Source organism: Streptomyces durocortorensis (assembly GCF_031760065.1).
Lineage (GTDB): Bacteria > Actinomycetota > Actinomycetes > Streptomycetales > Streptomycetaceae > Streptomyces.
This window is the reverse complement of sequence record NZ_CP134500.1, coordinates 2,761,559-2,784,629: the sequence shown is the minus strand read 5'-3', so window position 1 is coordinate 2,784,629 and position 23,071 is coordinate 2,761,559. Positions and strand designations below refer to the sequence as shown.

Sequence of the window (23,071 nt, the reverse complement as noted above, 5' to 3'; positions counted from 1 at the left end):
CGCGAGGGGGTTCCGGCTGCTGGTTCCGCGACCCCTCCCGTGCGCCCTCGCGCCCTTTCGCCAGGTCATCCGGCCAATCCTCAGTCCTTCCCTGGCCGGAAGTGGCGGGCGCTGATCGCGGCTCCCCTTCCCGCGCCACAGTGATAGGGCGACATATGCAGGAAAGTATGACAAGGGGGAAATGGTGCTCCGCATCCACTTCACCGCCCAGGACCTGGAGTACGTCCGCCTCGCCCGGCGCCCGGACCCGCTCTGGGAGATCGTGTGCAGCATCTGCCGGCTCCAGACCGACGAGGGCCCGGTCGCGTTCGGCCCCTGGCGGCGGGCCGTCGTCCCCCGCCTGCGCGGGACCGGCGGCGGAGCGGACCGCGCCGTCGCGCTGGCGCTGCGCAGCCTGGTGCCGTTCGGCCCCTACTTCCCCGACTTCCTGACGCCCGCCGTCGACGGCGGCAACGCGGATCTGCGCCAGGGCGTGGACCGGGTGCTGTCGACGCCCCGGACCAGGCTGCGCAGGGAGCTCACGCTGCTCGCGGAGTCGGCGCCGGGGGTGCGGCCCTTCCTGGGGGAGGAGTTGGCCCGGGGTGACGCGGCGGCGCTGCGGGCGCTGGGCGGGCTGCTCACCGCGTACGACGCGGCGTTCGTCGCCCCGTACCGGCCGTGGATCGACGCGGCGGTGGCCTCCGACCTCGCCTGGCGGAGCCGCGAACTGGCGGCCGGAGGCACCCGGGCCCTGCTGGAGACGTTCCGCCCGATGGCCCGGTGGAGCCCGCCCGTGCTGGAGGTGACGTACCCGGTCGACCGGGACATGCACCTGGGCGGGCGCGGACTGCTCCTGATGCCGTCGTACTTCTGCTGGCGCAAACCGCTCACGCTGGTCGACGGCGCGCTGCTGCCGACGCTGGTCTACCCGGTCGAGAAGCCGGTCCTGGCCGCCGCCCCCGGTTCCACCGGCGCCTCGCTCGCCCGGCTGCTGGGGCCGACGCGCGCCGCGCTCCTCCACGAGGTGACGGCCCGCGGCTGCGCCACGACGTCGGAGCTGGCCCGTGCGGTGGGCTGCTCGCTGCCCAACACCAGCCAGCAGCTGGCGATCCTGCGCGAGGCGGGCCTCGCAGCCTGCCGCAAGGAGGGCCGGTGCACGCTCCACCACCCTTCGCCGCTGGGGCGGCAGCTGCTGGAGGGGGCGGCCTCGTCCCGGGGAACGGGGACGGTCTCCTCTCGATGAAGGTGACCCTTCCATCCCGATGAAAGGGTGCGGCGCGCGTACCCGTTCCGCTGCCACGCTTCTTCCGTCACACCACTCGCCCACTCGTCCCACAGGGGAGCACCGGGTCCAGAGGCCCGGCGCAGGGAGGAACACCATGCGCACGTTCGTACGAGCGGCGGCACTGCTCATGTTCACGGCAGGCGCCGTACTGACGACCGGGGCCGGGGCCCAGGCCGGTTCGGCCGACGCCCAGGACACCTACGCGGGCTGCCGGTCCGGGTACGTCTGCATCTACCCGGGCGCGTCCTGGAACGGCAACCGGCCGGAGGCGACGTACTACCGGTACGGCGTCTACAACCTCAACAACCAGATCGGCACCCACCGGGTGTTCAACAACCAGACAGGCGGCGCGACCGTCCAGCTGTGCACGGGGTACAACGGGGTCGGCTGCGGCGCGAAGATGCCCACGTGGACCTTCTGGGACGTGGACCTGACCCCGATCAACTCGATCAGGCTCGCGCCCTAGCCGCGCAGGGGCCCTGTCCGCAGGGGTCTACTCGGATGACCTGGGGCGGGGGTGCTTCTGCCCTCGCCCCAGGGACGTGAGTGCCAGCAGGTCGCTTCGGCATCGAGACCGGCCTCAGCCGCCCGCGCGCAGCACCTCCGCCACCACATGGCCCGCCGCGTCGCCGCCGTGGCCGCCGCTCTGGACGACCGCCGCGGCGGCGAGGTCGTTGCTGAAGCCGGTGAACCAGCTGTTCGAGGTCTCCTGCCCGTCGACCTCGGCCGAACCGGTCTTTGCGCCCTTGTCGCCGCCCACCGACGCCATGGCCTTCGCGCCCGTGCCCCAGGCCGCCGTGGCGCGCATCATCGTGTTCAGCTGCTGGGTGACGGAGGGCGACAGCGAGCGCGAGGCGGTGGCCAACGGCCGGTTGTCCAGGGACTGGGGGACGATGACCGGCTGGCGGAAGGTGCCGGTGCGGGCGGTGGCGGTGACGGACGCCATGTTGAGGACGTTCATCTGGACGGTGCCCTGGCCGATGTACTGGGCCGCCGCTTCACCGCCTGTCTCCGCCGGGACGCTGCCGTCGGTCGTGACGACGCCGGTCTTCCAGTCCAGGCCGATACCGAAGACGTCCCGAGCCACCTTGCCGAGCGCGGCGTCGTCCTTCGTGTCGTCGATGAGCTTGATGAAGGCGGTGTTGCAGGACTTGGCGAAGCTCTGGGTGAAGGTGGAGCCGTCCGGCAGCGCGAAGTGGTCGAGGTTGTGGAACGAACGCCCGTAGTACATCGCGTTCTTGGGGCACTCCGCCGCCCCGTTCGCGGTGACGAGCCCCTTCTCCAGCAGCAGCGCCGCCGTCACGATCTTCAGCGTCGAGCCGGGCGCCTGCTTGCCCTGGAGCGCCACGTTGAACTCGGTCACCGGGTTGTTGGCCACCGCGCGGATCGCCCCCGTGGACGGCTTCACCGCGACCACCGACGCCTGCGTGTACTTCTTCACCGCCCGCTCGGCCGCCGCCTGGGCGCCCGCGTCGAGCGTCGTCTGCACCTTGCCGGGCTTGCCCTTGGCCAGAGTCAGCAGGTTGATCTCCGGCTGGGACTCGTCGGCGGGCTCGATCCAGGTCTCGATGCCGGCCGAACCGCCGGCGCTCTCTCCGTACTTCTGGCGCAGCGTGTTCAGGATCGGCCCGAGCGAGGGGTACTTCTCCTTGGTCAGCACTGTGCCGTTGCGGTCGACGGCATCGATCGCCGGGGTCGAGGACTCGCCCGTCTTCAGCGTCGCGCCCTCCGTCAGCTGCGGGTGCACGACCGTGGGCGCCCAGTCGACCAGGGCTTTCCCTGTCGTCAGGCCGCGTACGACGGTCAGCTCCGAGGCGTACGACAGGGGCTTGGACTTCCCGTCGTACGACACGGTGGCCTTGACCTCGTAGGGCACCTTCGTGCCGACCGCCGGGCCCGGGGTGATCTTCACCTTGCCGATGTGGGCGTCCTCGCCGTACGAGGTGAGCACCGGCTCCGCGCCCGCCTCGTTGTTGGTGAGCAGGGCCGCGGTCGCCGCGTCCCCGGCCGCCCAGGCGTCGAAGAAGCCCTTCGACGTCTCGGCTATCTCCTCCGCGCTCGGCGGTCCCGTCTTCACCTTCGACGACTCGGACGCGCTCCGCGTACCGCCGCCCCCGCCGCCCGTGTCTCCGAGCACGCTGTACGCCCCGTAGCCGATACCGCCCGCCACCAGGACGAACACACCGCCGACGACGCCGACCTTCGCTCCACTGCGCATCCCGCAGTCCCCCTCCCCAGGAGAGCCCCGAAAAAGGTTCAAGGGGCATCCGTGAGGAAGCCTAGGCGGCGGTGGCGGATGGTGAGGGTGTTGTTACCGGACCGGAATGCTTGGCTGGAAAGCGCTCTCCGCTCCGCAGCCGTGTGAGCTGGGGCCACGCTGGGAAGACTGGACGGGAGTGCACGGGGGAGTGCACGCGGGCGCGAGCGTCGGGGGGCGTGGAGCATGGGGGCACGGGCGTGCGCGGGGGTGGTCCGGTGACGGCCTACCCGATCAAACAACTGCCGTTCGCGGTGCTGCCCGAGGGCGGGGCCGCGACCTGGCCGGCGGCCGACGCCGAGCGGTGGCGGAAGGCGCGGGTCCCGGCGGCCCTCGCCCCGGTGCTGGGCGGCTGGCTCCTGGCCGCCCTGGTGGCGGTGTCGTACGTCCTGCTGTTCGCGATCTCGTCGGCGGGCGCGGGCTGGCACGGCGGGTCGGGAGAAGGGGACGGCACGGACTGGCTCAGGTACCCGGGAGCGGTCCTGCTGACCGCCCTGCCGCTGTGGTACCGGTACGTTCCGGTCGCGGCCGTGACCGCCGCCCTGGCCGTCGCCGTGGAGGCGGGCCTGTCCCTGGCCCTCTCCGGCGGCCTCGACACCCCGGCCGTGGCCGGGTACACGGTCGTGCTCGCCGCCTGCGCCCTGGCGTTCACCGGGGGCTGCCTGCGGCTGCGGGCCCGGCGCCGTCAGCGCGCCCTGACCCGCGCCGCGGCGGGCGCACGACGCTTCCCGCTGCCCAAGGGCGTTCCGGAGTCCGACGGCTACCGGGGCCACCAGGCATTCCTGGGCGGGCTGGCCCTCTGTCTGCTCGCCGCCGTGTTCCTCGCCGAGGGCCTGTTCGGCGACCTGACGGCCTCCGGGGCGGCGCCCGCGTACGACGCCGTCGGGCAGCAGCGCATCGGCCTGGTGCTTCTGGTGGCCGGTACGACCCTCTACGGCCGGGGCCACCTCGCCTACCGCGCGGCCCGGCGGCTGCACGAGGAGCCGCAGCCCGCCCTGATCGTGGGCGTGCGCGCCGGAGAGCCCCTACGCCTCGGGGCATCCCAGCGCCCCTGGGAGGGCGTGCGGTACTGGGTGTACGCGGACGCCCGCACCACCTCGGCGCCGCCCCTGATCGCGTACGAATCCCGCCCGCGCGACACCCGGGCGATGACACGGCTGCTGGGCAGCGGTTCGGTGTACGGGACGGGGAACGGGCACCACGACGTCGACCCGCACCACGAGCCCTTCGAGGCGGTCCTCTACGGCACGCTCGCGGAGGGCGACGAGGTCGCTCTCGAGTACGCCTGCGCCGAGTACCACCGCCACCAGCAGATGGGGCGGATGTACGCGACCACCCTGGCGGCACCGCTCCGCCCCGACCGCCGCCACGGCCTGGGCCCGTGGGAGCCGGTGGACGGCCCCGCCCGTCAGCAACAGCGGCTCCAGGAGGCCGCGGAGGCCGAGGAGCGCCGCCGGAAGCAGGCGCGCGAGGCCGAGGAGCGCCGCCGGAATCCACGGCGAAGCCCGCCCCCGTCCCGAGGAGGCACCCGTGACGGCCGCAGCGGCCGGGCCGACGGCGGCGGCTGCGGGGGGTCCGGCCCCAGCTGCGGGTCGAGCTGCGGGGGCGGGGGCGGTGGCTGCGGGGGTGACTGAACCCGCCCGCCACCTGGACTGACACGCCGCCGCCCCGGCGGCCTCCACCCCTGTGCGCATACGCTGCTCATCTCGGGTGCGGGGTACGGGGTACGCGGGGCACGGCCCGCGCAGGGCGTGGTGCACCGCCGACGAATCGGGAGGCAGCGGATGTCGAGGGGTCCGAACGGCACGACGAGCGCGGGAACCGCCGACGCGCACAAGCAGACGCCGGGCGGAGAGACGTTGGGGCCGCGTGCGTCCCTCGTGATGTCGCTGGTGCTCGGCCTGCTGCTGGGCGCGCTGTCGGGACTGGTCATGGTTCCGGCGGCCCAGCACCTGCGTTCGCTCCAGGGCGGCGAGCGGGCTCAGGCGACGCTGCACACCGCCGGTTCGTGCATGGCGGGCCAGTGCCGGGTCGAGTTCGAGGCCGACGGGCGGACGGTCATCGCCGACCTGCCGGTGGGCAGCGGCGGCGGTAAGCAGTCGGCCGGGGCCCGACTGGTCATCCGGTACCAGGCGGACGATCCTCGGACAGTCGCCCGTGAAGCGGACGTCGAGGGCGGCGGGGCGGTGGTGCTGGCGGCGCTGTCGGGCGGAGCCGCCCTGATCTTCATGATCATTTCTGCCGTGGCGGCGGTCTTCCTGGTGCGGCAGCGACGTACGGCGGGGCGTGGCAGCTCGGAGTGACCCGGACGGAGGGGCCCCGGGCGATGACCGACCCGGCGACGTGCCGGCGGGCCCGGCACCATCAGGTGCCGGGCCCGCCGGTTCCGGCTACACCCACGTGTCCAGCCACATCCGGTCCCGCCACAGGTCCTCCGGGATCGAGGTCCCCGTGTACAGCGGCCAGAAGTAGATGAAGTTCCAGATGATCAGCAGCACCAGCACGCCCGCTGCGATCGCCCCCAGCGTGCGGCGGCGTTCACCGGTCGGGTCGTGGGTGGTCAGGCCCAGTTCGGCCCTGGCCCCCGTGCCCGCCGCCGGGCCCAGCATCGCGCCGATCATCATCGTCACGGCCAGACAGAGGAACGGCACGAAGACCACCGCGTAGAAGAGGAAGATCGTCCGCTCCTGGTAGAAGAACCAGGGCAGCCAGCCCGCCGCCACCCCGCAGGCGATCGCGCCCGCCCGCCAGTCGCGGCGGAAGAACCAGCGCCACACCACGTACGCCAGGGCGAAGCACGCCGCCCACCACAGCAGCGGGGTGCCGATGGCGAGGACCTCGGCGGCGCACTTGCCGGTCGCCGACTCCTTGCAGCCCGCCTGCTCCTCGTAGAAGTACGAGACGGGGCGGCCGAGGACCAGCCAGCTCCAGGGGTTCGACTCGTACGTGTGGCCCGAGGTCAGGCCGACGTGGAAGTCGTACACCTGGGTCTCGTAGTGCCACAGGCTGCGCAGCCAGTCCGGCAGCCAGCTCCAGGCGGAGTCCTTGCCTTCGGTGGCCGCCCAGTTGCGGTAGTAGCCCTTGTCCGTGACGATCCAGCCGGTCCACGAGACGATGTACGTGACGATCGCCACGGGCACCGTGGAGACGAAGGCGGGCACCAGGTCCCGGCGCAGCACCGCCTGGTACGGGCGCACCGCGCCCGCCGTGCGCCGTGCGCCGACGTCCCACAGAACCGTCATCAGGCCGAACGCGGCCAGGACGTAGAGGCCGTTCCACTTCGTGGCGAAGGCCAGGCCCAGCATCACGCCCGCCGCGAGACGCCACGGCCGCCACCCCAGGCGCAGGGTCTCCGCGACCCTGGCGTCCGGGCGCAGCACCCCCTCCTCGTCCACCGGCAGCCCGTCGGCCAGTCGGCGGCGGGCACGGTCCCGGTCGACCACCAGGCAGCCGAACGCGGCCAGTACGAAGAACATGACGATCAGGTCGAGCAGCGCGGTCCGGCTCATCACGAAGTGCAGCCCGTCCACCGCGAGCAGCAGCCCCGCCAGACAACCCAGGAACGTCGAGCGGAACAGGCGGCGGCCGATCCGGCAGAGGAGGAGGACGGAGACCGTGCCCAGCACCGCCACCATGAACCGCCAGCCGAACGGCGTGAAGCCGAACAGCTGTTCACCGAACCCGATGATCCACTTCCCGACCGGCGGGTGCACCACATAGCCCGGGTCGGTCGGGACCGGGACGGAGGAGGGGTCCTTCAGGATCAGCTTGTCGACGTCCTTGGGCCAGGAACCCTCGTACCCCTGGTTGACCAGCGCCCATGCGTCCTTCGCGTAGTACGTCTCGTCGAATATCACCGCGTGCGGCTGGTCCAGCTTCCAGAACCGCAGCAGGCCCGCGACCAGCGTCACCAGCAGCGGGCCGCCCCAGGCGGACCAACGCACCAGCCGGTCGGCGATATGCGGCGGGACCGCGAGTACCGACCACACCTGCCGTCCCGGCCGGGTGTACGGCGGGTCCAGGCGGTCGCGGAGGGAGGTCTCCGCCCGGGGAACATGGCCGAAACGGCGCAGCCGCCGTTGCCAGGAGGTCGGCTGCTCGCCGAGCGGGTCCCCGGCGTCTTGGCCCCGCTGGGTCTCGGGTGCGGTACTCGTCACCGCGCCATCGTAGGGAACGCATCTGTGCGAAGGGCGCTGCCCGTGCTGCGAGGATGGCTGATGTGACTGGAACGACTGGAACGCTCGTGCTCGCAGGGACCCCCATCGGTGATGTGGCGGACGCCCCGCCCCGCCTGGCCGCCGAACTGGAGCGGGCCGACATCGTCGCCGCCGAGGACACCCGGCGGCTGCGCCGGCTCACCCAGGCGCTCGGCATCCACACCTCGGGGCGTGTCGTCTCCTACTTCGAGGGCAACGAGTCCGCCCGTACGCCGGAGCTGGTGGAGGCCCTGACGGGGGGTGCGCGCGTGCTCCTCGTCACGGACGCGGGCATGCCGTCCGTCTCCGACCCCGGCTACCGGCTCGTCGCCGCCGCCGTGGAGAAGGACATCCGCGTCACCGCCGTGCCGGGGCCGTCCGCCGTGCTCACCGCGCTCGCGCTCTCCGGGCTGCCCGTGGACCGGTTCTGCTTCGAGGGGTTTCTGCCGCGCAAGGCCGGTGAGCGGCTCTCCAAGCTCCGCGAGAACGCCGACGAGCGGCGCACGATGGTCTTCTTCGAGGCCCCTCACCGGCTGGACGACACCCTCGCCGCGATGGCCGAGGTCTTCGGCGCCGAACGGCGCGCCGCCGTGTGCCGGGAGCTGACCAAGACGTACGAGGAGGTCAAGCGCGGACCGCTGGGAGAGCTGGCCGTGTGGGCGGCCGACGGGGTGCGCGGGGAGATCACCGTCGTCGTCGAAGGCGCCACCGACTCCGGCGACGAGGGGCTGGACGCGGAGGAGCTCGTGCGGCGCGTGCGCGTGCGCGAGGAGGCGGGGGAGCGGCGCAAGGAGGCCATCGCCGCCGTCGCCGCCGCAGCGGGGCTGCCCAAGCGGGAGGTGTTCGACGCGGTGGTGGCCGCCAAGAACGCGGAGAAGGCCCCGCAGAAGCCTTAAGTACGTACGGCAGTGCTCACGGCGTTTCCGTCAGCAGCCCGTACGCCGTCGCCACAAAGGTGTCCCCCCGGTGCACCCGCCGCGTCGCCGTCGCCGCCACCGCGAGCCCCGAGTCCGGGCGGAAGCCCAGGAACGCCTGCTGGCCCAGCGTCGCCCCCGCGTGGAAGAGCACCCGACCGTACGGGGACGGGTGCTGGAACCACGTGAGGGTGTGGGTGTGCGCGTGCCGCAGGCCGCGCCGCAGCAGCGGGCGGGTCACCTCGGTGAGCGCGGCGTTCAGCGCCGGGTCCCGGGGCTCGGGCCCGCCCACGTGCGCCTCCAGGAACGTCAGCAGGTCCAGCGGGGTCGCCCGCACCGCGCCCGCCGCCGTGAAGCCGCCCGTGTCCAGGGCGGGCACCGGCGTCCCGTCGCGGCGGCGGCCGACCGCGTCCGTGCCGTCCGGACCCGGGCGCACCCGGGTCGCGTCCAGCCCCAGCGGGGCCAGCACCTGCTGGTGCAGCAGGACCTCCCACGGGGTGCCGGTGGCCGCGGCCAGGGTGTGGCCGAGGACCGAGACGGCGAAGTTCGAGTACCGCCAGCGGGTGCCGGGGCGGCGGCGCGGACGGGCCCGCAGGAAGGCCCGGACCACCCGGTCGGCCGGATAGCCGCCGTACGGGCCGGTCGACCAGCGGGGCACCGCCTGCGGGTAGAAGTCGGCGGGCAGGCCCGGCAGCCCCGAGGTGTGGGTGAGCAGATGGCGCAGCGTGATCCGGCGCACCGCCGGGTGCACCGGGAGGCCCGGCGCCAGCAGGTCCGCCGCCCGGTCCTCGTACCGCACCCGGCCCTGGGCGACCAGCCGGGCCAGCAGCAGCCCCGCGTACGGCTTGGACGCCGAGCCCAGCTCGTAGGTCAGCAGCTCCCGGGGGACCGGGCCCGGCGCCGCGCTGCCGCCGGTGTGCACCGTACGGACTCCGCCCCGGCTGACCGCGAGCACCAGGTCCGGTGCGTCGACGGCGCGGGCCGCCTCGGCGAGGAGACGGGCGGTGGCCGAGGTGCCGGGGGCGTCCACGCGGACCGCGGCCATGTCCGTCGCGTCCGTCATGCCGGGGCCGGTTCGGCGCTGAGGCCGGACAGGGCGCGGGACATCGCGAGCGCCGAGGCGAACGCGGCGACCAGCGTGGGGTGGTAGACGAGGTCGAACACCGTCTCCTCGTCGCCCTCCGGCATCCCGCCCACCACCGGCATCGCCCCGTCCGGCCGCTGGGCCTGCGCGAACCCCTGCCAGGCCGCCGGGTCCAGCGTCGGGGACGGCAGGCAGGCGTCGACCACCAGCAGCTCGCCCAGCAGGTCCCAGCGTTTCAGGTCCAGCCAGTCGTCCAGCCAGGTGGGCAGCCACAGCCCCAGGTAGTCGGCGATGTCGGCGGGAAGGCCCGCGGGCTTCTCGCCCCAGTCCGTGAGGTGGAAGACCGTGTGCGTGATGTCGTAGCCGATGTGGCCCTCGACCGTCCACGGCTCGGGCCGCCGCGCCAGCCAGGTGCGGGCCAGCGCCGCCGTCTCCGGGACGCTCGGCTCCACCCCGAACCGCCGCTCGATCGCGCTCAGGCCGAGCCGCCGCACCGGCAGCACCTCCAGCGCCGCCCAGCTGGCCAGCCGGTGGTTGAGCCGGATCGCGGACTCCAGGTCGGGCTGCCGGTAGCCGAGCTCCCGGAACGGTACGTAGACCTCCAGCGGCACCGGCGAGAGCGGTTCGCGCCGCTGGCCCTCCAGCAGCCGCGCCCCGGAGCCCAGCAGCTCGTGCCAGGCGTGGTCCAGCAGCTTGTGGGCGAGCGCGGACTGCTGGGAGCCCGCCACGCCCTCGCGGAAGATGACCTTGCCGATCAGCGCGAGCTCGCCCAGCGGCTTGAACCGGTCCAGCATCCCTGCCTCCGGGGCCGGGTCGGCCTCCAGCCGGAACCCTTCCCGGTGCTCGTACAGCCAGCCCAGGGCCTTCGCCCCGACGTCGTGGATCTGCTGGATGCCGCTGCTGCTCATGGGGTGTGCCTTTCCCGGCCGGGCCCGGCCTCGTCCGTCTGCCGCGTCGGCCCCGGCGACCGCAGCGACCTCAGGGACAGGGCCGCCGCGAAGGCCGTGACGAGCGTGGAGTGGTAGCAGTCGATGAAGGGGTACGGGTCCGGTGGCGCGTCCTCGCGCACCGGTACGCCCGTCTCCGGGACGCAGCCGCTCGTGTGCTGTACGTCGGCGAGCACCGGCCAGACCGCGTCCAGCAGGGCCGTCGGCGGTGGCCCCGGCAGGGCGGCCGCCACCGCCAGCAGCTCGCCGGTCAGATCCCACTGCCCGCTCTCCAGACAGCCGTCGGCCCACGCGGGCAGCCAGGTCCGCAGATAGCCGTCGATCCTCTCCGGGACGCGGTCCGGCATCCGGCCCCAGTCGGTGAGGTGGAAGACGGTGTGGGTCAGCGCGTAGCCGGACGGGCCCTCGAACATCCACGGCTCCGAGAGACCGCCCAGCCAGGTCCGGGACAGGACCCCGCCGGCGTCCGTATGGGTCACCACCCCCACCCGCCGCTCGGAGTTGACCAGGCCGAGCTGCCGGTTGGCGTGCTGCTCGGTGTGGGCCCAGGCGCGCGTCGCGGTGAGCGGGCGGGCGAGCGCCTCGAAGCCCTCGTGGCGCAGCCCGTACCCGGCGAAGGCGGCGTAGATCTCGTACGGGTACGCGGCGAACGGCTCGGCGCGCAGCAGCTCCAGGAGGAGGTCGCCTCGCGCGACCTGCTGCCAGGCGTACGTGACGAGGTCCCCGGCCAGCTCGTGTTCCGGGGTGCCCGGGGCGGTGGCGCGGCGGATCGTGGAGCCGAGCTGGGCGAGTTCACCGAGGGGTTTGAGGGTGGCGTTGACCTGGGTGTGGGGTTCCAGGACGTCGTCGGGGAGCGTGAAGTGGCTCCGGTGGGCGTCGGTCCAGGCGAGGGCCCGGCTCAGGACGCGGGGCAGGACGGCGAGCGCGGCGCCGGGGGAGGGGGAGGTGCCGGGCGAGGCGTGGTCCCCGGGAGGCCGGCCCGAGCGGCTTCGGGGGTCCGGGCGCCCCCGGGGGCCCTGCGTCGCGGTCGCCGTCATCGTGCTCTCGCCTCGGCCATCAGCCGGGCGGCCCGCACCTGGAGGGTGACGCGGGGGTCGTGGCCGCCCATCAGCTCGACGAAGTCCAGGCCGCGCTCCAGGCCCAGCGTCGCCGGTTCGCCGCCGACGGCCGCGAGCCAGCGGCCCGCGCCCGCCGCCTGGAGCCAGTCGCGCCGCCGGACCGCGCGGACGAAGCCGCGCGACAGGTCGACGGCACGGTTCGCCGCGGCCCGCTGGACGGCTGAGGGGGAGGCCGGGACGGCGAGGGGGGCCAGGACGGACAGCTGGTGGGTGAACGCCTGCCAGGGGGCCTCCTCCAGCCAGGCGGCGTCGGGCTCCTCGTACGCACCGGGGGTGCCCGGGGACGGGGGCGCGATCCGCTGGAGCGTGGAGATCATGTGCCAGTGGCTCCAGGCCGTGGCGGCCGGAGCGTCGGGCTTGGGCGGGAACTCCCGTACCGCCCGGTCGAGCACGGCGACGTCGCCCGGATGCGGATGACGTCCGTGGAGAACACTGGGCAGCAGCAGGTCGGCCCCGATGACCCGCACGGCGGCGATTCCGGTCCGGTTCTCCTCGTCGATTCCCGCCGCGCCGCACACCGTGGCGAGGTGGTCCCCGCTCCGCAGAGCGAGGACCACCTCTGTTGCCAGGTCATGCACGGCGCCCGCCAGCGGGGACGAGGCATGTGTCTGGTCCATGTGGCGACGACTAGCCCTTCTTCGGGCGCGGGGTCGGGGGCGAGAGCAGCAGAGCGCCGCCGCCCGCGAGGAGCGCGAGGTACGCGCATTCGCGCGAGTCCCGGTACAGCCCCTCGGCCTCGCCCGGGTTGAGGGCCGCGTCGAGATCGAGCTCGATGTCGGTGGCAGTGGTGTCCGTCGTGTACATGGGTTGTTCCCCGTCCTGTGGGAAATGGGGTGGACGTAATGAGTGAAAAGCAGGAATGGGGGTGCCGCAAATCGGGCTGCGACATCCGTGGAAATTACGCATTCAATTGAATGATGAATTCCCGGGGTGGGGTCGGCATAAAAGGCCGGAAATTCGGGGAGGGGGAGGAGTGGGCACGGGGGTCGTGCGCGGGCGCGTTCACGCTCGGCTCCCGGCGCGAACAGGGGCGCTCGGTGACCCGGCGGTCACGGTCTGTCCTGCTGCGCACCTCTCCCGCGCCATGCGGGGGCAAAGGGCGGCAAAAGGAGGCCAAGAACGCACCAATATCGGCCCTGAGCTGGTGCGTCCATCCGTGTCCAGGTGTCCACTGGAAGGGACGGGCCACCTGTTCGAACCCCTCGGGCGGGCCGGCCGTCCCCGGAGCGCGTGACCGGCGGCCAAGAGGAGCGGGTATGAGCGAGATCGCAGCGACCACCGTCCATGAGGCGTACGCCTTCGCCTGCATGAGGTGCGGATACGGCTGGGAGCAGTCCTACGAGATACAGCACCACACGGACGTCCACGGCCACGACTTCGTCGTCTACACGGCCGACGGCGAGCGTGTGCCGTCCCCGCTCTCCACGCCCACCTGCACCAACTGCGGCGGACACGTGGTGCGCATCATGCGGGCGGGGCGGGTCGCCGGTGTCCAGGAGCTCCTGCGCAAGCAGTCCGCGCCGCGCGAGGCGGAGGACCGGGCGGTGTCCGTCGCCGCCGCCCCGGAGCACCACTGGCGGCTGTCGGACCTCCTCCATCCGTTCCACCGCAGGTGACATCCCCCTGGTGCGCCGGACGCCGATGACGTACGGGGGCCGGGCCCTCGTACGATCGTCGGCATGAGCCGTACCGAAGCCCCGCCGCTGCCCGAGCCCCTGCGGGTTCCGGTCGCCGACTCCCACACCCATCTGGACATGCAGGACGCCACCGTCGAGGAGGCCCTCGCCCGGGCCGCCGCGGTGAACGTCACGGCGGTGGTCCAGGTGGGCTGTGACGTGGCGGGCTCCCGTTGGGCCGCCGAGACCGCGGCCGCCCACGCCGCCGTCCACGCCTCGGTCGCCCTGCACCCCAACGAGGCCCCGCGCATCGTCCACGGGGACGTCGAGGGCACCGCGCGGCAGGGCGCCCGGGAGCCCGGCGGCAAGGCGGCGCTGGACGAGGCGCTCGCGGAGATCGACGCGCTGGCCGCCCTCGACCACGTGCGCGGGGTCGGCGAGACCGGTCTGGACTTCTTCCGTACGGGCCCCGAGGGCGTCGCCGCCCAGGAGGAGTCGTTCCGCGCCCACATCGAGATCGCCAAGCGGCACGGCAAGGCGCTGGTCATCCACGACCGCGACGCGCACGCGGACGTCCTGCGGGTGCTGGCGGACGCGGGCGCGCCCGAGCGGACCGTGTTCCACTGCTATTCCGGTGACGCCGACATGGCCCGGATCTGCGCGAGCGCCGGATACTTCATGTCCTTCGCGGGCAACGTGACCTTCAAGAACGCCCAGCCGCTGCGCGAGGCGCTCGCCGTCGCCCCCACCGAGCTGGTCCTCGTCGAGACGGACGCGCCCTTCCTCACTCCCGCCCCGTACCGCGGACGGCCCAACGCGCCGTACCTCATTCCGGTCACGCTGCGCGCCATGGCCGAGGTGAAGGGCCTGGACGAGGACGCGCTGGCCGCCGCGATCTACGACAACACGGCACGCGCGTTCGACTTCTGAGGGCCCCGGAGATCTTCCCGGCGCGCCCGACACGGCGACCCTGAGTAGCCGTATCGCTTTGGAGAGTCACCGCGGCTCCGCTATCGTCCCGGGCGCACCAGGGCCGCGGGGCCCTGTGGCCCTGGGGGGTCGGCGGGTGGAACTTCGGGAGCGGCGTGAGCACTTCACAGGGCAGTCACCGGGCAGCGCGCGGCGGACGGAGGGGGCGCACGGCACTCGCGCCGCCGCTCGCCCCGGCCCCGTACGCCCCGCCCGCGCCGGACGGGTTCCACGAGCAGCTGACCGTCGTCGAGGGGACCTGGGCCGCCGGGGCGGTGCACGACCCGACCATGGTGGACACCCCGCTCACCGGTTTCCCGCTCCCCGGCACCCGGCTCACCGACACTCTCCTCCCGGCCCCTCCCTCCTCTGTCCCGCGCCAGTCGCCCTCGCGCACCGGGGCCGGGTCCGGGTCCCGGCGTGCGGCCAAGCGGCGCCGGACGCTCGTCGCGAACCCCGAGAGTCTGCGGCGCCTTCTCCCCCGGGCCCTGGTCGTCGCGTTCCTGGCGGGCGGCACCACCGCGTTCGTCGCCAACGACAAGGCGGTCCGCCTCAGCGTCGACGGCACACCCCGGACCCTGCACACCTTCGCCGACGACGTCACCGAGCTCCTGGCGGACGAGGGCGTCACCGTCGGCGCGCACGACGCCGTCTTCCCGGCCCCCGGCACGGCCCTCGACCACGGCGACGAGGTCGTCGTCCGCTACGGGCGGCCGATCACCCTCACCCTCGACGGCGTCCGCCACCAGGCGTGGACGACCGCCGGAACCGTGGCCGGGGCCCTGCGCGAATTCGGGGTCCGCGTGGAGGGGGCGTACCTCTCCACCGCCCGCTCCGCACCGATCGGCCGCACCGGCCTGACCCTCACCGTCCGCACCGAACGCACCGTGACCTTCATGGCCGACGGCCAGGAACGCACCCTGCGCACCAACGCGGCCAGCGTCCGCGAGGCCGTCGCCGAGGCGGGCATCACGCTGCACGGCCAGGACACCACCTCCGTGGACCCCGCAAGCTTCCCGCGCGACGGCCAGACGATCTCCGTCATGCGGATCACCGACACCCGCGAGGTGCGCGAGGAGACGGTCCCGTACGCCGTCGAACGCAGCGAGGACCCCGAGCTGTTCCGGGGCGTCGAGGTCGTGGAGCGGGCGGGCCGCAACGGGGTGCGCCGGGTCACGTACACCGTCCGCACCGTCAACGGGGTCCGCCAGAAGCCCCGCAGGACCGCGGAGGAACTGGTCCGCCGGCCGGTCAGCCGCGTCGTCCGCACCGGCACCCGGCAGCGACCCGACTCGGTCGCCGGGGCGGACGGGCTGAACTGGGGCGCGCTGGCCGCCTGCGAGTCGGGCGGGCGGCCGGGGGCGGTCGATCCGAGCGGCACCTACGGGGGGCTGTACCAGTTCGACACCCGGACCTGGCAGTCCCTCGGCGGCAGCGGACGCCCCCAGGACGCGCCCGCCGCCGAGCAGACGTACCGGGCGAAGAAGCTGTACGTACAGCGGGGGGCGAGTCCGTGGCCGCACTGCGGCCGTAGGCTTACCGGGTGAGCAGCACAGAGCCCGACGCCCTCCTGGGCCCCGCAGACATCCGCGACCTGGCCGCGAAGCTGGGCGTACGCCCCACCAAGCAGCGCGGTCAGAACTTCGTCATCGACGCCAACACCGTCCGCCGCATCGTGCGCACGGCCGGGGTCCGCCCGGACGACGTCGTCGTCGAGGTCGGCCCCGGGCTCGGCTCGCTGACCCTGGCGCTGCTGGAGGCGGCGGACCGGGTGATCGCGGTCGAGATCGACGACGTCCTCGCGGCCGCCCTGCCCGCCACGGTGAACGCCCGGATGCCGGAGCGCGCCGACCGCTTCGCCCTCGTCCACTCGGACGCGATGCTGGTCACCGAGCTGCCGGGCCCGGCGCCCACCGCACTGGTGGCGAACCTCCCGTACAACGTGGCCGTGCCGGTCCTGCTCACCATCCTGGAGCGCTTCCCCAGCATCGAACGCACCCTCGTCATGGTCCAGTCCGAGGTCGCCGACCGCCTCGCCGCCCGCCCCGGCAACAAGGTCTACGGCGTGCCGTCGGTGAAGGCCAACTGGTACGCGGACGTCAAGCGCGCCGGGGCCATCGGCCGCAACGTGTTCTGGCCCGCCCCGAACGTCGACTCCGGCCTCGTCTCGCTCGTCCGGCGCACCGAGCCCATCGCCACCACCGCGTCCCGCGCCGAGGTCTTCGCGGTCGTGGACGCCGCCTTCGCCCAGCGCCGCAAGACGCTGCGCGCGGCCCTGTCCGGCTGGGCGGGCTCCGCGCCCGCCGCCGAGGCCGCGCTCGTCGCCGCCGGGGTCTCCCCGCAGGCGCGCGGCGAGGCGCTGACCGTCGAGGAGTTCGCGGCGATCGCGGAGAACAAGCCTGAGGCGTCCGAGCTTTCCGGGGGCGACAAGTGAGCGTCACCGTCCGCGTCCCCGCCAAGGTCAACGTCCAGCTCGCCGTGGGCGCCGCCCGCCCCGACGGCTTCCACGACCTGGCCAACGTCTTCCTCGCCGTGGGCCTGTACGACGAGGTCACCGCCACCCCCGCCGACGAGCTGCGCATCACCTGCTCCGGTCCGGACGCCGCCCAGGTCCCGCTGGACACCACCAACCTCGCCGCCCGGGCCGCCCTCGCGCTGGCCGAGCGGTACGGCATCGAACCCGCCGTCCACCTCCACATCGCCAAGGACATCCCGGTCGCGGGCGGCATGGCGGGCGGCAGCGCCGACGGGGCGGCCGCCCTGGTCGCGTGCGACGCCCTGTGGGGGACCGGCGCGAGCCGCGACGAACTCCTCGCGATCTGCGCGGACCTGGGCAGCGACGTGCCGTTCAGCCTGGTCGGCGGGGCCGCGCTCGGCACCGGACGCGGCGAGAAGCTGACCCCGATCGAGGTGGGCGGCACCTTCCACTGGGTCTTCGCGGTGGCGGACGGCGGCCTCTCCACGCCCGCGGTGTACGGCGAGTTCGACCGCCTCACGGCGGACACCGAGGTCCCCGAGCCGACCGCGTCCCCCGCCCTGCTCGCCGCCCTGCGCTCGGGCGACTCCGGCGCACTCGCGGCCGCCCTGGGCAACGACCTCCAGCCCGCCGCGCTCTCCCTGCGCCCCTCCCTCGCGGACACCCTGGCGGCGGGCACGGCGGCGGGGGCCCTGGCCGCCCTGGTCTCCGGCTCGGGCCCGACGACGGCGTTCCTGGTCGAGGACGAGTCGGTGGCCCTCAAGGTGGCCGACGTGCTGCTGACGTCCGGCACCTGCCGCAGCGCGCGGGTGGCGGTGTCGCCCGCGCCGGGCGCGCACGTGATCTGACGCCCCTCGGACCTTCCTGCCCCTCGTACTCACCGAGCAAGTGAGTACGAGGACGCTGCCGCACCCCGGCCCGCGCACGCGACCGTACCCCCATGGGATCAAGTGTTCGTGAACTGGCCGGGGCGACGCCCGCCACCCGGGACCGCTACGTCGACCTGCTGAGGGTCGCCTCGCTCGCCGCGGTCGTCCTCGGCCACTGGCTGATGGCAGCCGTCACCCCGGACGGGGTGGGCAACCTGCTGGCGGTCGTTCCGGCGCTCCAGCCGCTGACCTGGCTGCTCCAGGTCATGCCGGTGTTCTTCTTCGTCGGCGGCTTCTCGCACGCGCTGTCCTACCGCTCCCTGCTCCGCAAGCGCCCCGGCGGCTCGACGGACTCCGTCTACTCGGCGTTCCTGCGGGCCCGGCTCCAGCGGCTGCTGCGCCCCACCATGGTCTTCGTCCTGGTGTGGGGCGCGGCGGCGCTGCTGGTCCAGCTCCTCGGCGGGGGCGGCGGGCTGAGCGGCGTCACCCTGCGGATGGTGACCCAGCCGCTGTGGTTCATCGGGATCTACCTGGCGATGGTCGCGTTCACCCCGCCGCTGCTGAGGCTGCACGAGCGGTACGGCTGGGGGGCGTTCGCCGCACTGGCGGGGGCCGCCGCCGCTGTGGACGCCCTCCGCTTCGCGGCGGGAGTCCCGTACGTGGAGTTCCTCAACTTCGCGTTCGTCTGGCTGGCGGTGCACCAGCTCGGGTTCCTGCGCGCCGACGGTCACCTCCGCCTCCGCCGCCCCGCCCTGCTCGCCGGTGGCGGTCTGGTCACCGCCGCCGCGCTGGTGGCGTTCGGCCCGTACCCGCTGTCCATGGTCGGGATGCCCGGCGAGAAGGTCAGCAACATGGCCCCGCCCACCCTCGCCCTGCTCTGCCACGGCCTCTGGCTCGTCGGCGCGGTCGAACTGCTCCGCGCCCCGGCCGCCCGCCTGCTGGAGCGCCCCCGGGCCTGGCGCACGGTGGTGGCCGCCAACGGGGTGGCGATGACCGCGTTCCTCTGGCACCTCACGGCGATGTTCGGGGTGTACGGGGCGATGCTCGCCCTCGACGCCCCGCTGCCCGAGCCCGCGTCGGCCGCCTGGTGGGCCCAGGTCCCCCTGCGGATCGCGCTCGCCGCGGCCCTCACCGCCGGTCTCGTGGCCGCCTTCCGCACCTTCGAGCGCCCGGTCCCCACCGCCGCCGCCGCAGGCCACGGTCCCCTCGCGGCCCTGGGCGCGACGCTCTGCCTGCTCGGCGTGCTGGGCCTGTCCATGGTCGGCTTCGGCGGCCTGCTGGAGGGCCGCACGGCCCTGCTGATCGCGATCCCGGTCAGCGCCCCGGGGGCCGTCGCGATGACCCTGTGCGGCTGGCTGCTGGTGGAGCGGGCGGGGCGGGGGCCGGGCAGGGGTCAGCGGCCGTAGTGGTAGCGGCCGCAGTGACAGCGGCGGGCGGCGAGGCCCCCGGGTGCCTCGCCGCCCGCCCCGGCTCACCTCGCCCCCTCAGCCTCCCCTCACCAGCCCGTCATCACGCCGCCCAGGAGCAGCGGCGCGGCCAGCAGGGCGAGCAGTTTCACCAGGAACGCCCTGCCGTCCCGGCCCGCGTCCTCGTCGCCGCCTTCGCCCCCGTCCGTGCGGCGGACGACGAACGCGGCGACGATGCCCAGCGGGAACAGGATCGGTACGGACTCCAGGAGGGGCGGACGGGTCCCGCCCGCCCAGCCCGCGGCCCAGGACCCGGCGAGACCCGCCAGTACGGCGAAGAACACCTGGCCCGGGGCGAACCACCGGTTCTCCAGTACGTCGACCAGCTCACCGAAGCGGGTGCCGGCGATACGGGCCCGGACGGCGCTGACGAGGAAGGCGGCCAGAACGGCCGCTCCGGCCACGAGGAAGGCCCAGCGCAGCACGGTCGCGACGACGGTCATCGGCAGAAACCTCTCTCCTGATCCCCCGGCTACCAGCAGTTCTTGACGACGCCGTCGATGCCGAGGATCTCGGCGGCGATGGCGCCGATGCCGCCGCCCGCCTCCTCGAAGACCTCCATGATCCCCTTCTTGAAGGTCTTGCCCTTCTTCTTCTTGGACTGGATCTTCTTGATCACTTTGTTCACGCCGCCGAGCTTGTCGATGGCCTTCTTCACCTTGTAGACCTTGGCGATGGCGAAGATGTTGGAGCCGACCGCCAGGGCGATGCCCCGCGCGCAGCCGCCCAGGTTGAACGCGTAGAGGACCGGCGTGCCGTCCGCCGTCGCGGTGCTCCGGCCGTGCGCCTCCAGCCACCGCACCGTGGCCTCCTCGCCCCCGGCCAGGACCTCCCCGGGGATCGCGTCGATGATCCGCAGTGCCTCCTCGAAGGCGCGGCCCATTGCCTCGTCGTCCACCGCGGCGGCCACCAGCGCGTCCTGGGCGGGCAGCTCGGCCGGGGCGGCCTGCGCCGAGGTCGCCGTGAGCAGAACGCTCGCCGCGGTCAGGCCCGCGACGGCGGCGGCCGTACGGCGGAGGGAGGCGAGGCTGAGTATCGAGACAGACACGTGAGGTTCTTCCTTCTGGTGGTGCTCGGGAAGTGATGACGCCCGGTCGGGCGAACGCCGTTCGGCGCGGGTCGAGTTGTAACGAACCGCTCTGGGCCTCTCCGGTCCCGACCCGCCTGACACGCCGCGGCGGGGATGCGGCTGCGCTCACCGGCCGGCCGTGTCCCGGGCGGCGGCGGACCCCGTACGTCGTTCCCGGCGCATCCCGTACGCGATGACGGCGGCCTGGACGCGGTTGGCCGCACCCAGCTTGGCGAGCAGCGAACTCACGTGGTCGCGGACCGTGGTCCGGCTCAGGAAGAGCCGGCGGCCGATCTCCTCGTTGGACATCCCCGAGGGCAGCAGCTCCAGCACCTCCCGCTCCCGCGCGGTCAGCAGCCGGGCCCCCGGCGGGTCCGCGGGCGCGGTCTCCTCCCCGGCACCGTCCGGCAGCGAACGGACGACCCGCTCCGACAGCGCGCTGCCCCCCGCGGCCAGCAGCCGCACGCCGGGGATCAGCTCGTCCACCGCCGAGTCCTTGAGGAGGAACCCGGCGGCCCCCGCCCGCAGGGCGCGGCGTACGTGTGCGTCCTCACCGAAGCCCGTCAGCACCGCCACTCTCGGCGGCCGCGCCGACGACCGCAGACCGCGCAGCACCTCGATGCCGTCCGCGCCGGGCATGTGCAGATCCACCAGCGCCACGTCCGGCCGGTGCCGGCGGGCCAGCTCCAACGCCTCCCCGGGGCCGCAGACCGCCGACACCCGGATGTCGTCGGCCGACTCCAGGATGCGCCTCAGGCCGTCGCGCACCAGCGCGTCGTCGTCCACCACCAGAACGGTCACCGGGACCGAACCCATAGATTTCCCCCCGCCCATCAGCAAAAGCACCCACACGAGGCTATCCCGGCATCCGGGCGGTCCCGGACCGGCCCGAGGCCGCACGACCGGCCTCCCTCCGCCGCGCCGTACCCTGGGAAGGTCGATCGATCCCCCCGGACAGGAGTGAAATGGCCGTCAATCTGGTCAATGTCGAGCAGGTCAGCAAGGTGTACGGCACCCGTGCCCTGCTCGACGGTGTATCCCTCGGGGTGTCCGAGGGCGACCGGATCGGTGTCGTGGGCCGCAACGGCGACGGCAAGACGACTCTCATCCGGATGCTCGCCAAGCTGGAGGAGGCGGACACCGGCCGCGTCACCCACAACGGCGGACTGCGCCTCGGCGTCCTCACCCAGCACGACTCCCTGGACCCGAAGAAGACCATCCGCCAGGAGGTCATCGGCGATCTGGCCGACCACGAGTGGGCGGGCAGCGCCAAGATCCGCGACGTGCTCACCGGGCTCTTCGGCGGGCTCGCCCTGCCCGGCTTCGAGCACGGGCTCGACACCGTCATCGCCCCGCTCTCCGGTGGCGAGCGCCGCCGTATCGCCCTGGCCAAGCTCCTCATCGACGAGCAGGACCTGATCGTCCTCGACGAGCCCACCAACCACCTCGACGTCGAGGGCATCTCCTGGCTGGCCGGACATCTGCGCGCCCGCCGCTCGGCCCTCGTCTGCGTCACCCACGACCGGTGGTTCCTGGACCAGGTCTGCACCCGCATGTGGGACGTCCAGCGCGGCACCGTCCACGAGTACGAGGGCGGTTACAGCGACTACGTCTTCGCCCGCGCCGAGCGCGAACGCATCGCGGCCACCGAGGAGTCCAAGCGGCAGAACCTCATGCGCAAGGAGCTGGCCTGGCTGCGCCGCGGCGCCCCCGCCCGTACCTCCAAGCCGCGCTACCGCATCGAGGCCGCCAACGAGCTCATCGCCGACGTGCCGCCCCCGCGCGACACCAGCGAGCTGATGAAGTTCGCCAACGCCCGCCTCGGCAAGACCGTGTTCGACCTGGAGGACGTGACCGTCCAGGCCGGGCCCAAGACCCTGCTCACCCACCTCACCTGGCAGCTCGGCCCCGGCGACCGCGTCGGCCTGGTCGGCGTCAACGGCGCGGGCAAGACCTCCCTGCTGCGCGCCCTGGCCGAGGCCGCCCGCACCCAGGGCGACGAGCAGCCCGCCGCCGGGAAGATCGTCGTCGGCAAGACCGTCCGGCTCGCCTACCTCTCCCAGGAGGTCCACGAGCTGAACCCGAACCTCCGCGTCCTGGAGGCCGTCCAGCAGGTGCGCGACCGGGTCGACCTCGGCAAGGGCCGCGAGATGACCGCGGGGCAGCTCTGCGAGCAGTTCGGCTTCACCAAGGAGAAGCAGTGGACGCCCGTCGGCGACCTCTCCGGCGGTGAGCGCCGCCGCCTCCAGATCCTGCGGCTGCTGATGGACGAGCCCAACGTCCTCTTCCTCGACGAGCCCACCAACGACCTCGACATCGAGACCCTGACCCAGCTGGAGGACCTCCTCGACGGCTGGCCCGGGTCGATGGTCGTGATCTCCCACGACCGGTTCTTCATCGAGCGCACCACCGACCGGGTCATGGCCCTCCTCGGCGACCGCGCCCTGCGGATGCTGCCGCGCGGAATCGACGAGTACCTGGAGCGCAGGCAGAAGATGGAGGAGGAGTCCACCCCCTCCGCAGCTGCCGCCCCCCGTACGTCCGCCGCCCCCGCGGCCGCCCCGGCCGTCTCCGCGCAGGAGGCCCGGGCCGCGAAGAAGGAGCTGCAGAAGGTCGAGCGGCAGCTCGACAAGCTCTCCACCCGGGAGACCGCGCTGCACAAGCAGATCGCGGACAACGCCACCGACTTCGAGAAGGTCGCGGGGCTCGACGCCGAACTGCGCGAACTCGTCACCGAACGCGACGAGCTGGAGATGCGCTGGCTGGAGCTGGCCGAGAACGCCTGACCGGCACTGCTGGGGCCGGTGGGGCCGGTGGGGCCAGCAG

The 23,071-nt window shown here is 73.5% G+C and carries 22 protein-coding genes; 12 read left to right on the top strand and 10 right to left on the bottom strand.

What is annotated here, in order from left to right:
- Positions 1-181: 181 nt before the first annotated feature.
- Together RI138_RS12195 and RI138_RS12190 are read left to right on the top strand one after the other, a co-directional pair.
- Positions 182-1,222, top strand: a complete 1,041-nt coding sequence (locus tag RI138_RS12195) for an ArsR/SmtB family transcription factor (RefSeq protein WP_311119937.1) — start codon at positions 182-184, stop codon at positions 1,220-1,222.
- A 136-nt stretch (positions 1,223-1,358) separates the two neighbouring features.
- Complete coding sequence (locus tag RI138_RS12190; protein ID WP_311119936.1) at positions 1,359-1,730, top strand: hypothetical protein; 372 nt, start codon at positions 1,359-1,361, stop codon at positions 1,728-1,730.
- Between the two features lie 114 nt (positions 1,731-1,844).
- On the opposite strand, the gene RI138_RS12185 is transcribed toward RI138_RS12190, so the two are convergent.
- Complete coding sequence (locus RI138_RS12185; protein WP_311119935.1) at positions 1,845-3,482, bottom strand: penicillin-binding transpeptidase domain-containing protein; 1,638 nt, start codon at positions 3,480-3,482, stop codon at positions 1,845-1,847.
- A gap of 257 nt (positions 3,483-3,739) precedes the next feature.
- On the opposite strand from RI138_RS12185, the gene RI138_RS12180 reads away from it, so the two are divergent.
- Together RI138_RS12180 and RI138_RS12175 are read left to right on the top strand one after the other, a co-directional pair.
- A complete protein-coding gene (locus RI138_RS12180) occupies positions 3,740-5,155 on the top strand; it encodes a hypothetical protein (RefSeq protein WP_311119934.1) in 1,416 nt (471 codons plus the stop codon).
- A gap of 150 nt (positions 5,156-5,305) precedes the next feature.
- Positions 5,306-5,824: a hypothetical protein gene (locus RI138_RS12175; protein WP_311119933.1), complete on the top strand. Its 519-nt coding sequence runs from the start codon at positions 5,306-5,308 to the stop codon at positions 5,822-5,824.
- An 87-nt stretch (positions 5,825-5,911) separates the two neighbouring features.
- Here RI138_RS12175 and RI138_RS12170 read toward each other — a convergent pair whose 3' ends face one another.
- The gene (locus RI138_RS12170; RefSeq protein ID WP_311119932.1) at positions 5,912-7,678 is read right to left on the bottom strand and encodes a dolichyl-phosphate-mannose--protein mannosyltransferase; all 1,767 of its coding nucleotides are present in this window, start codon (positions 7,676-7,678) and stop codon (positions 5,912-5,914) included.
- Positions 7,679-7,731: 53 nt separating this feature from the next.
- On the opposite strand from RI138_RS12170, the gene rsmI reads away from it, so the two are divergent.
- The gene (gene rsmI / locus RI138_RS12165) at positions 7,732-8,613 is read left to right on the top strand and encodes a 16S rRNA (cytidine(1402)-2'-O)-methyltransferase (RefSeq protein WP_311119931.1); all 882 of its coding nucleotides are present in this window, start codon (positions 7,732-7,734) and stop codon (positions 8,611-8,613) included.
- A 16-nt stretch (positions 8,614-8,629) separates the two neighbouring features.
- Here the strand turns inward: rsmI and RI138_RS12160 are convergent, their stop codons facing one another.
- From RI138_RS12160 to RI138_RS12140, 5 genes are read right to left on the bottom strand one after another with little or no spacing between them, the layout of a single operon-like run.
- Positions 8,630-9,694: a serine hydrolase domain-containing protein gene (locus RI138_RS12160; RefSeq protein ID WP_311119930.1), complete on the bottom strand. Its 1,065-nt coding sequence runs from the start codon at positions 9,692-9,694 to the stop codon at positions 8,630-8,632.
- Positions 9,691-10,623, bottom strand: coding sequence for a DUF6895 family protein (locus RI138_RS12155; RefSeq protein WP_311119929.1), 933 nt, complete (start codon positions 10,621-10,623; stop codon positions 9,691-9,693). Before RI138_RS12155 ends, RI138_RS12160 begins: the two co-directional genes overlap by 4 nt.
- Positions 10,620-11,699, bottom strand: a complete 1,080-nt coding sequence (locus RI138_RS12150; protein WP_311119928.1) for a DUF6895 family protein — start codon at positions 11,697-11,699, stop codon at positions 10,620-10,622. The genes RI138_RS12155 and RI138_RS12150 overlap by 4 nt, the downstream gene beginning before the upstream one ends.
- Positions 11,696-12,397 carry a hypothetical protein gene (locus RI138_RS12145; RefSeq protein ID WP_311119927.1) on the bottom strand — a complete coding sequence of 234 codons (702 nt, stop codon included), beginning with the start codon at positions 12,395-12,397 and terminating at the stop codon, positions 11,696-11,698. The genes RI138_RS12150 and RI138_RS12145 overlap by 4 nt, the downstream gene beginning before the upstream one ends.
- Before the next feature lie 10 nt (positions 12,398-12,407).
- Positions 12,408-12,584: a hypothetical protein gene (locus tag RI138_RS12140; protein WP_096627915.1), complete on the bottom strand. Its 177-nt coding sequence runs from the start codon at positions 12,582-12,584 to the stop codon at positions 12,408-12,410.
- A gap of 452 nt (positions 12,585-13,036) precedes the next feature.
- Here RI138_RS12140 and RI138_RS12135 point away from each other — a divergent pair, with 452 nt between their 5' ends.
- The 6 genes from RI138_RS12135 (at position 13,037) to RI138_RS12110 (ending at position 19,116) form a co-directional block, all read left to right on the top strand.
- Positions 13,037-13,396, top strand: a complete 360-nt coding sequence (locus RI138_RS12135; protein ID WP_311119926.1) for a hypothetical protein — start codon at positions 13,037-13,039, stop codon at positions 13,394-13,396.
- Positions 13,397-13,459: 63 nt separating this feature from the next.
- Positions 13,460-14,326 (top strand): TatD family hydrolase, encoded by an 867-nt coding sequence (locus RI138_RS12130; protein ID WP_311119925.1) that lies wholly within the window; start codon positions 13,460-13,462, stop codon positions 14,324-14,326.
- A 155-nt stretch (positions 14,327-14,481) separates the two neighbouring features.
- A complete protein-coding gene (locus RI138_RS12125; protein WP_398862840.1) occupies positions 14,482-15,912 on the top strand; it encodes a ubiquitin-like domain-containing protein in 1,431 nt (476 codons plus the stop codon).
- Entirely contained in the window at positions 15,909-16,799 is an 891-nt protein-coding gene (gene rsmA, locus RI138_RS12120; protein WP_096627909.1) for a 16S rRNA (adenine(1518)-N(6)/adenine(1519)-N(6))-dimethyltransferase RsmA, read from the top strand. The genes RI138_RS12125 and rsmA overlap by 4 nt, the downstream gene beginning before the upstream one ends.
- Entirely contained in the window at positions 16,796-17,689 is an 894-nt protein-coding gene (locus RI138_RS12115; protein WP_311119924.1) for a 4-(cytidine 5'-diphospho)-2-C-methyl-D-erythritol kinase, read from the top strand. Before rsmA ends, RI138_RS12115 begins: the two co-directional genes overlap by 4 nt.
- Positions 17,690-17,781: 92 nt before the next feature.
- Positions 17,782-19,116, top strand: a complete 1,335-nt coding sequence (locus tag RI138_RS12110) for an acyltransferase family protein (protein WP_311119923.1) — start codon at positions 17,782-17,784, stop codon at positions 19,114-19,116.
- An 89-nt stretch (positions 19,117-19,205) separates the two neighbouring features.
- Here RI138_RS12110 and RI138_RS12105 read toward each other — a convergent pair whose 3' ends face one another.
- From RI138_RS12105 to RI138_RS12095, 3 genes are all read right to left on the bottom strand, one after another.
- On the bottom strand, positions 19,206-19,619 hold the full coding sequence (locus RI138_RS12105) for a hypothetical protein (protein WP_311119922.1): 414 nt from the start codon (positions 19,617-19,619) through the stop codon (positions 19,206-19,208).
- Between the two features lie 29 nt (positions 19,620-19,648).
- On the bottom strand, positions 19,649-20,224 hold the full coding sequence (locus tag RI138_RS12100) for a hypothetical protein (RefSeq protein ID WP_311119921.1): 576 nt from the start codon (positions 20,222-20,224) through the stop codon (positions 19,649-19,651).
- Positions 20,225-20,371: 147 nt separating this feature from the next.
- Positions 20,372-21,061, bottom strand: a complete 690-nt coding sequence (locus tag RI138_RS12095) for a response regulator transcription factor (RefSeq protein ID WP_311119920.1) — start codon at positions 21,059-21,061, stop codon at positions 20,372-20,374.
- A gap of 149 nt (positions 21,062-21,210) precedes the next feature.
- Here RI138_RS12095 and RI138_RS12090 point away from each other — a divergent pair, with 149 nt between their 5' ends.
- Positions 21,211-23,031 carry an ABC-F family ATP-binding cassette domain-containing protein gene (locus tag RI138_RS12090; RefSeq protein WP_311119919.1) on the top strand — a complete coding sequence of 607 codons (1,821 nt, stop codon included), beginning with the start codon at positions 21,211-21,213 and terminating at the stop codon, positions 23,029-23,031.
- Positions 23,032-23,071 lie beyond the last annotated feature (40 nt).